At 58.5% G+C, this 8323-nt stretch carries 9 protein-coding genes and 3 pseudogenes; 6 read left to right on the top strand and 6 right to left on the bottom strand.

What is annotated here, in order from left to right; genetic code table 11:
• Together NKH49_RS31615 and NKH49_RS31610 are read left to right on the top strand one after the other, a co-directional pair.
• Window positions 1-176 (top strand): annotated as a pseudogene (locus NKH49_RS31615) (transposase domain-containing protein); the annotation flags it as partial.
• A 394-nt stretch (window positions 177-570) separates the two neighbouring features.
• Window positions 571-825, top strand: a pseudogene (locus NKH49_RS31610) (diguanylate cyclase); the annotation flags it as partial.
• 84 nt (window positions 826-909) lie between these two features.
• Here NKH49_RS31610 and NKH49_RS31605 read toward each other — a convergent pair.
• A complete protein-coding gene (locus tag NKH49_RS31605) occupies window positions 910-1866 on the bottom strand; it encodes an SMP-30/gluconolactonase/LRE family protein (protein ID WP_352473117.1) in 957 nt (318 codons plus the stop codon).
• Between the two features lie 103 nt (window positions 1867-1969).
• Window positions 1970-2575, bottom strand: a complete 606-nt coding sequence (locus NKH49_RS31600; RefSeq protein ID WP_352929403.1) for a hypothetical protein — start codon at window positions 2573-2575, stop codon at window positions 1970-1972.
• A gap of 118 nt (window positions 2576-2693) precedes the next feature.
• Between NKH49_RS31600 and NKH49_RS31595 the strand changes: the two are divergent.
• A pseudogene (locus NKH49_RS31595) lies at window positions 2694-2840 on the top strand (IS110 family transposase); the annotation flags it as partial.
• 334 nt (window positions 2841-3174) lie between these two features.
• On the opposite strand, the gene NKH49_RS31590 reads toward NKH49_RS31595, so the two are convergent.
• Both NKH49_RS31590 and NKH49_RS31585 read right to left on the bottom strand, forming a co-directional pair.
• Window positions 3175-3822 carry a helix-turn-helix domain-containing protein gene (locus NKH49_RS31590; RefSeq protein WP_352473120.1) on the bottom strand — a complete coding sequence of 216 codons (648 nt, stop codon included), beginning with the start codon at window positions 3820-3822 and terminating at the stop codon, window positions 3175-3177.
• Between the two features lie 144 nt (window positions 3823-3966).
• The gene (locus tag NKH49_RS31585) at window positions 3967-4413 is read right to left on the bottom strand and encodes a pyridoxamine 5'-phosphate oxidase family protein (protein WP_352473121.1); all 447 of its coding nucleotides are present in this window, start codon (window positions 4411-4413) and stop codon (window positions 3967-3969) included.
• Between the two features lie 87 nt (window positions 4414-4500).
• Here NKH49_RS31585 and NKH49_RS31580 point away from each other — a divergent pair, with 87 nt between their 5' ends.
• Window positions 4501-4815, top strand: a complete 315-nt coding sequence (locus NKH49_RS31580) for a hypothetical protein (protein ID WP_352473122.1) — start codon at window positions 4501-4503, stop codon at window positions 4813-4815.
• A 1-nt stretch (window position 4816) separates the two neighbouring features.
• On the opposite strand, the gene fixJ is transcribed toward NKH49_RS31580, so the two are convergent.
• Both fixJ and NKH49_RS31570 read right to left on the bottom strand, forming a co-directional pair.
• Window positions 4817-5431 carry a response regulator FixJ gene (gene fixJ / locus NKH49_RS31575; RefSeq protein ID WP_352473124.1) on the bottom strand — a complete coding sequence of 205 codons (615 nt, stop codon included), beginning with the start codon at window positions 5429-5431 and terminating at the stop codon, window positions 4817-4819.
• Complete coding sequence (locus tag NKH49_RS31570; RefSeq protein ID WP_352473126.1) at window positions 5418-6974, bottom strand: PAS domain S-box protein; 1557 nt, start codon at window positions 6972-6974, stop codon at window positions 5418-5420. Before NKH49_RS31570 ends, fixJ begins: the two co-directional genes overlap by 14 nt.
• A gap of 176 nt (window positions 6975-7150) precedes the next feature.
• Here NKH49_RS31570 and NKH49_RS31565 point away from each other — a divergent pair, with 176 nt between their 5' ends.
• On the top strand, window positions 7151-7954 hold the full coding sequence (locus tag NKH49_RS31565; protein WP_352686111.1) for a putative universal stress family protein: 804 nt from the start codon (window positions 7151-7153) through the stop codon (window positions 7952-7954).
• 101 nt (window positions 7955-8055) lie between these two features.
• Complete coding sequence (locus NKH49_RS31560) at window positions 8056-8316, top strand: hypothetical protein (protein ID WP_352473199.1); 261 nt, start codon at window positions 8056-8058, stop codon at window positions 8314-8316.
• Window positions 8317-8323: the final 7 nt, after the last annotated feature.

The following is an 8323-nucleotide window of genomic DNA, read 5'->3' as shown; positions in this document are numbered from 1 at the left end:
ATACCGTCGACGGAGCCAGGGCCAGCGCCGTCATCTACAGCCTGATGTTGACCTGCCGCGCCTGTGGCGTCGAGCCGTTAGCGTGGCTGCGCCACGTCCTCACCGAATTGCCTCAACGCAACGAGGACGCTGATATCTACGATCTGCTGCCCTTCAACTTCGCCAAAGCAACAGCAGTCAGACCAGATACCGTTCCCAATTCGAAGGCCATCCGTCGAAAGCGCCGGCGTCAACGTGCAGGGAAAATCGCGCTTACAGCTGTCCAGCAGCCAGCTGATTCGCATGAAGAAGCGCTGCGCCGACGTGCTCAGCAGCGAAGGGACGTATGACAGTGATCTGCGTCAGCTTTGCATGCTGATAGCGCGCCGCTGAGGAGAGTGCGGCGTTAACGGGAGCGTCGAATCGGCCGTGAGGCTTTGACCACACTCTCCTCGCCTCGCGGCCGGCCCGTCACTCGCAAAGTGGCGGGCTTCTCTGCGTGAGGGTCACTGCGCTGAGCGGCTGCTGAGTACGGGCAGTGCCGACACTTCGGTGTAATTTACTCTTAAGCCTGGTCCGGTCAGAAACGGCATGGACGAGATTTTTGAGAAGCTTCTGCATCTCTACGACAGCACGCCGGTATTGGTTGCGGCGTACGACGGCTTCGATCGTCTGCGCTACGCAAATCAAGCCTTTTCGTTCAGCTTTCTTCTTCGACGCCCAGGAGACGCCGCTTTGGTCCGATCTTATGCGCCGCAATTTGAGACTGGCAGAGGAACGGTCATTCGCGCAGGCGATTTCGATGCCTGGCTGATTTCTATACAGTCGCGGCGGGGCAAGATGGGTCGCCATTGCGCCATTGTGGCCACGCACCCAAAACAATGTTGCGCCTCGCAGCCAAATCCCCGCTAAGATTATCTGGACGAGCTCCTAATGCGCGCCCTTAACCCGCATCTTGAGGCCGTAAACACTTCCGGTCGCAGTGATAAAGAGCAGATCGTTATCTTTGCCACCAAAGGTCACGTTTGTCGTCGTCTCTGGTACGTCGATTTGTTCGATCTTGTTTCCCGTTTGATCGAATACAGCCACGCCAATCTGGGTGAGATAGACGTTGCCTTTCGAATCGATCGTCATGCCGTCAGAACCTAGCTTGCAGAAGAGGCGTTTGTTCGTGAGCTCGCCATCGGGCTGGATATCGTAGGCGTAAGTCCTACTCGCGCCGTAGTCCGCCACGTAAAGCAACTTGCCGTCGGGCGTGCCAATGATGCCGTTGGGTTTCTTCAGGTCGGTCGTGACACGCCTGACGGTCTTGCGGTCGGGCGTCACGAAGTAGACGTGTTGGCCGTCTACCCGCGTGCTGGAGTCTCGAGATGAATAGAAATCAGGGTCGGTAAAATAGATACCGCCGTCCGGACGAATCCACAGGTCATTCGGGCCGTTGAAGAGCTTGCCGTCGAAGTTCGTCACCAGCACCGTAACCTTCTTGTCGGGCGCAATGGACCACAGTTCGCCCTTATCGGGGGCGACGGCGATGAGATTGCCGACCTTGTCGAAGTAAGTTCCATTCGCGCGTCCCGCTGGCTTGAGCCAGTCGGAGAATTTCCCGTCTACCGCGCTCCACTTAACGATCCGATCGTTCGGGTCGTCGGTGAAGAACACGTTGCCATCAACATCCGCCGCCGGGCCTTCGGTGAATCCATAACCTTCGGCCAACTTTTCTAGCTTTGCGCCAGGCGCCACGATGGGCGACTCCGCTGCAATGGTGGACTTGCTTGCAAGGAACATAATGATGACAAGTACAAAAGTGCGGCCGAGTGCTTTCATGAGCTGGATGTTGGTCAAAAACCGAAAGTCATCAGCGGCCTTGCCGGCCAGCAGTTTTGCCATTTTGTGATTTCCTCCCAATAAACCGGCGTTCCAACCCAGTGGCGCCAATGATAATTGACGACGTCCACCGGTTGTTCGGCGTAAAAATCATTATCGCGCTTACTCAAGCCTTCGGCAACACTGGCTCAGCCCGGTGCCGCTCCGTGTCTGGCGTATCGTCATACTCCTCTGATCCGCCCTCGTCCCAGCAGTCCTCGCGATCCTTGACGCGCTTCAGGACAATGGTCTCGCCGTGCGGGTGTTCGTCGAGGTACTCGATTCCGACCCCATGCTCAGCCATTCGATCACAAGCCGGGGACCGGGCCGGATGACCGTCGCCCTTGCAGCCCCTTCCACCGGCGCATCGATCTGCTGAGCCATCTTTGGCTTCAAAAATCTTGCTGTACGCGCGTGGCCGATAGCGGCTCTTTGTGCCGAGAACACGGTTGGAGCGCGTTACATAGATGTCGCCAAGATGCTCGGCGAGATGATGGTGCATGACGTCCGACAGCACGGCGTCAACGGACAGGTCGAACGTTTGCTGATCCCGATCGCGGCGCTTGTTCGTCCTGAGCCCGAAATGGGTCTCGCTGTTTAGGAGCAGCCCGATGTCTTCTTGGATGATACCCTTGGAGTACTCCGATGCGGCGAACCGATAGGCGTTGAAGGGACTGTCGCCCTCTTCCTCTTCATCATCGAACTCAACCACCGTCGGCGTAGTCTCGTCCATCTGCAAAACTTCTGGCCTTCAAAATAGCCACCTCGCATACGAGGGCAGATGAACAGCGAGGCAAGGTGTCGCGGCAGCTCTCCTCGCTACGCTGCCCTGTCCCGCTTTGCCAACTCGGTCAGCATGGCTGCACCCGGAGCCCAAGAAACTCGGCCTGCCAGCTGTCCGCCTGGAGAATGTGCGTGTGCGCGCCGCGATGTCGGCACAGCGCAACAAGACCGACAAGGCGGATGCTCAAGGCATCGTCCACATCGTGCGCACCGGCTGATTCCGCCAAGCCTGCATCAATTCGGAAAGCTGCTACTGAACGCGGCTTTTGCTGATGGAAGGGACAAAGAGAATAACATTGGGCCGCCGTTCGGTCTCTCAGTGCGCCCATTGCCAATGCCAGCCGCCGGTCCCACGAGGAGGATCGCAGCCATATCCGCCAGCAGCCGGCTGTCGATCACAGGCCATCGGTGTGAATACGTTGGACTGGACCGACGAGTGAGGCTCACGAAGTCATGCTTGCGGCTTCAGCAAATTGGACCGCCTCGGCCGACTACCTCTGATGCCGAGGGGGGAGGCTGCATTCCGGCTTGGCCGGAGCATGTTGCCATTCACTCACTCATATTCTGAAGCGAGTCGTGCTTGACGATTTCCACGCAGCGCAGGCTAGCCAAGCGGATGACGCCTTTCTCCTTCAGCCTGGTGAAAACCCGCGAGACCGTCTCGATGGTAAGGCCGAGGTAGTCGCCGATATCCATGCGCGACATCGGCAATTCGACCTGCGGCAATCCCCCTTGCCGTTCGGCCATATCAACCAGGAACGCGGCGACGCGTTCAATGGCGTTCTGGCGACCTAGGACCAGCAGGTGCCCCTGCGCCCGTGTCAGGCCTTTGAGCGCCAATGGCAGCAGCAGCTGCGACACGTCAGCTCCGGCGGCAAAACGGAAGACGCGGATGCCGGTGGCATTGATCGCTTCTGCGAAGAAATGATGCGTTGTGCCGCCTTCGAAGCCGAATGTCTCTCCAGCCAGATGAAAGGCACTTATCTGCCGGCGCCCGTCAGCAAGCAGGCGGTAGATGCGCACAGCGCCAAACTCGACCTGATAGAAGGCCCCGGCCTTTTCGCCCTGGGCATAGACTTCCGCACCGGCGGGAAAGAAGCTGAGCGGCTGCAGCAGCGCGGGTTGGAGTGCCTCCCGCGGGCTCGGCTGGGGCGACCGCGACCGCGCTGCGATTTGGGAGGTTGTGTAAGCGTGCATGGCTGTTTTCCCGGTTGATCCGTGTCACAGCAATCGCGCGAATCCTTGTGTCACGAAATTCGGTTATGTCCCTACGGGGAAGTACCTATACCACTGCTTGGGCCGGCCCAGCCGTCCCTTTCGGTGATCGAGGCGGTCGTTCTGCTATTCACTTGCCTCGCGGCCCGACACCTGCTCGACGAGGATGCGAAAAAACACATGCGGCGTGCTGTCCGACACAGGGGGCATAACCGGCTTGAGCGCTCCAGGCTCCCACCAGTCGGAGTGCTTGCTCAGCACTGACCATGCATGGTCACGCTCGAGCTTGTGGCCGTCCCGGTCCGGCAGTTCCTCATAGCGGCCATCGACAACAACACTTCGCCATCCTCGCCCTTGGCCGCGCTCGTCGACCTGGACGGATACAAGCGGATTGGCTTGCATCCATTCGATCTTCTTGCCCGGCATGGAAAATGCATAGAGGTGATTGTCCGCATGCGCGTAGTACAGGGGCACGACGTAGGGCTGCCCATTCTTTGCGCATGCGAGCCGGCCGACACGGTTGGCCGTCAGCAATCTCGTACATTCCAAGGGAGAAAGTGTGCGGATCAGCATCGATGCAGTCTCCTATTTCTCGCGGCCATCCCAAGGGTTGGTTGCCTTGCCGCTTTGAATCATGACCATCCTGGTGCTTTCGAGCTCATGGCGGCAAAGCGCACATTCGCGCATTTGGCAATTGCGGAAAATGATTCAGATCAAGGCGCAGTCAGGCGCTTCTGGGATCATGAGGAGATGTGGAAACCAATCCTCACCGCTCCGTTTGGGCGCAACCTCAAACTCGCCGTCTTCGACGAGGATGGCGAGCATGCGCTCGTGTTTCCCTGCATGAAGGAGCGGGAAGGTTGGACGAACGCCTTAACTGGCACATGGGTCGACATCCGCCCGACCCACTGGCGCGACTGGGAGTCTCACAATATGCCGGCACTCGACGGCAATCCCTTTGGCGACCATCCCTAGCCTACGGCTTGGATTCAACGATCAATGCCATGCGTACGAGGTGCGACAGGCTGCTCGCGCTCATCTTGCTCATGACATTGGCACGGTGGATTTCGACCGTACGTGGACTGATCCCGAGATCATAGGCGATGGTCTTGTTCGGCAGACCTGATACAAGCCCATCCAGCACCTGCCGCTCTCGCTCTGACAAAGTTGACAGACGACCAAGGATTTCCGCGGATTGTGGGTGTGCTGTATTTGCGTGATTACGATTATCCAATGCGGAGCGGATCGCACTTATCAGGATATCGTCGTCGGAAGGTTTTTCGATGAAATCGGTCGCCCCCTCCTTCATCGCCTGAACGGCGAGCGCCACATCGGCATGGCCCGTCATGACAATGACCGGAAGCGTATGTCCGCGCGTTCGGAGCTGCCGCAGGAATTCGATGCCGTCAATGCCGGGCATGCGCACGTCGGTGACGATGCACCCGTCGAGATCGCCAGTCGCGGTAGCCAGAAAAGCTGTCGCCGACTCGTGCAGCCGCACGGCAAAATCTGCCGTCCCCAGAAGAAAACCGAGAGACTTGCGAACGTCGACGTCGTCGTCGACCACATGCACCAGATCACTGCCGGCCATTTGTGACCTCTTCTTTCTCCACCATGCGTAACGTGAACCGGAAAGCGGTTCCTCCAGCCGGCATCGGCTCGGTCCAGATATGACCGCCATGCGACTCGACGATGGTACGGCAAATCGAGAGGCCGACACCCATGCCCTGCTTCTTGGTGGTGACAAATGGCTGGAAAAGTTGTGCCGAAACCTCCGGCGCGAGGCCGGGGCCGGTATCGATCACGCTCACCTCCGCCATCCCATCATCCCGGGCGACAGTTGTGACTTTCAACTCGCGGCGCGGCGCGCCTTGCATGGCTTCTACAGCGTTGCGCATCAGATTCAGCAGCACCTGCTGAATCTGGATGCGGTCGGTCAAAACCAGTTCGGCTGCCGGATCAACCTTGTAGCTGACGCGCACGTCTATTTCCCGTGCGCCGACCAAAGCCAGAGAGGAGGCTTCCTCGATGAGCGCCGGCAAGCGTTCGACCTGACGCTCGCTCTCGCCCCTGGCGACGAAGTCGCGAAGATGGCGAATGACCTCTCCGGCCCGCAAAGCTTGCTCAGCTGCTTTCTCGACAGCCTCCCTCAGCATCGGTGCGCTCTCTTCCGTACTCGTCTCAAGAAGCCGGCGGCTGCCTTTGAGGTAGTTTGTGATCGCCGTGAGTGGCTGGTTTATCTCGTGGGCAAGGGTCGAAGCCATTTCACCCAGCGCGGTAAACCGCGCCATGTGGAGCAGCTCCAGTTGCTGTTCCTGTATTCTCGCTTGCGCCCGGTGGCGCTCGGTCAGATCTCGGCAAAAGCCGGTAAAAAAGCGCCCGGTTCCGGCATGCATCTCGCCGACGGAAAGCTCCATCGGAAAGGTCGAGCCGTCCTCGCGCATCCCAGTGACGGTGCGGCCGAGCCCGATGATCCGGCGCTCCCCGGTCGTCAGATAGCGAAGCAGATAGGCGTCATGCTCGTCGCGATAGGGTGAGGGCATCAGCACATTGACGTTTCGCCCGATGACTTCACTTGCCTGGTAGCCGAACAGCGTTTCAGCAGCGGTGCTGAACGATTGGATGCTGCCTCGTTCGTCGATGACAACCATAGCATCGGGCACTGTCGCCAGGATCGAACGCAAATGGTCCTCGCGCAACAGAAGGGCTGCATTTGCAAAGGAAAGCTCGCTGACATCAGTGCCTTCGACAAAAATGGCGGTGATGCGTCCATCGTCGGCCTTGATGGGCTGATAGACGAAATCGAGGATGCGTTCTTCAATTGGCCCGTCGTGGTTGTTCCGAAGGCCGACCTTCATGCCTTGGCCCCTATACGGCTCGCCGGTCCTGTGCACATGGTCCAGCTGTTCCAAGAACGCTTGGCCCTCGAGTTCGGGAAGGGCTTCACGCACCGATTTCCCAATCACTCGCCTGTCCCCGATCAGCCGTTGATAGGCGGCATTCGTCAGTTCAAAGACATGATCCGGTTCACGCATGAGAGCCATGAAGCCCGGAGCCTGCTCGAACATTTGTGACAGGACCGACTTCAGAATCGTCCCCCCGGCCGACAAAATAAGCGCTTCGTCTTGGCTCACTGAGATTCTCGGGTTCGACACGCCACGAACAAGGCTACTATCATTGAGCCCCACACGCAAAATGGAGCGAGGCCGAAGTTTTTCGGGTGCGGAGCCCTTTGATGCGCATCAAGGCATCGGACGCTCGCGAATGCGATTGATCGTCCATTCCATCGCTTCAGCGAAAGGCGCCTCTGATGTCGTACAAGTCAGTTATCGTGAACCTGGCCGTTGATGCATCCCCTGCACCCATAGTGGAGGCGGCAGCCGAGCTTGCAGAACGGTTTGGAGCCCATCTTGTCGGCCTGGCAGCAGCTGATGTTCCTCCACTGGTCGCAACAGGCGATGGTATGGTTTACGAAGGTGAGATCATGCAGATCCAGCGCACTGAGATTGAAAAGCGGCTTGCAGAATTGCGAGCCGAATTTGAGAGATTGGTTCCGGCTTCGATTACAAGCGAATGGGGACAGGCGGTCTGCAGTCCGACCCGCTTCCTCAGCGTTTCCGCCCGAGCGGCCGACCTCATCGTTACCCGCGAGGCAGGAGACAATGTGTTTCGTGCCGTGGATATCGGCAGCCTGGTGCTCGGCGCGGGGCGACCTGTCCTTGCTGTTGCAAACAATGTCGACCGCAACCTTGCAAAAACTATCTTGGTCGCTTGGAAAGACACCCGTGAGGCTCGGCGAGCTCTGACCGATGCATTGCCTCTTTTGGCCAAGGCCAATGAGGTTATCGTTGCCACGATCGATACTGATCGTGACGTTCGTAACAGTCTCGCTGATGTCGCGGTCTTTCTGGAACATCACGGTATCATGCCGCGAACCGAACTGATCGCCGGCGAGGCTGACGGCGACAATTTGCTGTCATTCACGCGCTCCACCGGTGCAGACCTGATCGTGTCTGGCGCCTATGGCCATAGCCGATTGCGGGAATGGGCGTTCGGCGGCGTCACGCGCACGCTGATCGAAGAAAGCGGAATCAATCGTTTCATGTCGAATTGACCATCTGGCGCCTCGGTAGCGAAAAGTGGGGCGCGCTGTAAGCATCGCAGCCGCCAATTTGCGCTAACGCAAAGAACTTATGTCTCAGCATCGATAGTTTCTTGGCAACGGTCGAGCCTTTTCGGCGCTGCCCGCTGCAGTGCAGCGATCGGCGCGGCGGGGAGGTCGTGCTTGCAAGGGGAAATGACATCGACATGAAACGAGAGTCTCAGAGGCAAGACGTGATCGAAGAGTGGCCAAGCCTTGTGTTCAGCACGGAAGCAGCAAGTGGCGCAAAAGAAGGCAATTCCTTGCTGCCCATGCTGATCGCCGGGCTCGCTCTGATTGTCATAGGCGGGATCGCCGTGATGGCTTTCGTATAGAAAAGGC

It is taken from the genome of Mesorhizobium sp. M1088 (assembly GCF_040318575.1).
Lineage (GTDB): Bacteria > Pseudomonadota > Alphaproteobacteria > Rhizobiales > Rhizobiaceae > Mesorhizobium.
Note: the sequence above shows the minus strand (reverse complement) of the source record. Positions and strands in the feature narration are given on the sequence as shown.

What these genes read in the sequence shown, in the direction of transcription:
- NKH49_RS31605 (WP_352473117.1), bottom strand. Translation starts at nt 1,866, where the DNA reads ATGGCAAAACTGCTGGCCGGCAAGGCCGCTGATGACTTTCGGTTTTTG.
- NKH49_RS31600 (WP_352929403.1), bottom strand. Translation starts at nt 2,575, where the DNA reads ATGGACGAGACTACGCCGACGGTGGTTGAGTTCGATGATGAAGAGGAA.
- NKH49_RS31590 (WP_352473120.1), bottom strand. Translation starts at nt 3,822, where the DNA reads ATGCACGCTTACACAACCTCCCAAATCGCAGCGCGGTCGCGGTCGCCC.
- NKH49_RS31585 (WP_352473121.1), bottom strand. Translation starts at nt 4,413, where the DNA reads ATGCTGATCCGCACACTTTCTCCCTTGGAATGTACGAGATTGCTGACG.
- NKH49_RS31580 (WP_352473122.1), top strand. Translation starts at nt 4,501, where the DNA reads ATGGCGGCAAAGCGCACATTCGCGCATTTGGCAATTGCGGAAAATGAT.
- fixJ (WP_352473124.1), bottom strand. Translation starts at nt 5,431, where the DNA reads ATGGCCGGCAGTGATCTGGTGCATGTGGTCGACGACGACGTCGACGTT.
- NKH49_RS31565 (WP_352686111.1), top strand. Translation starts at nt 7,151, where the DNA reads ATGTCGTACAAGTCAGTTATCGTGAACCTGGCCGTTGATGCATCCCCT.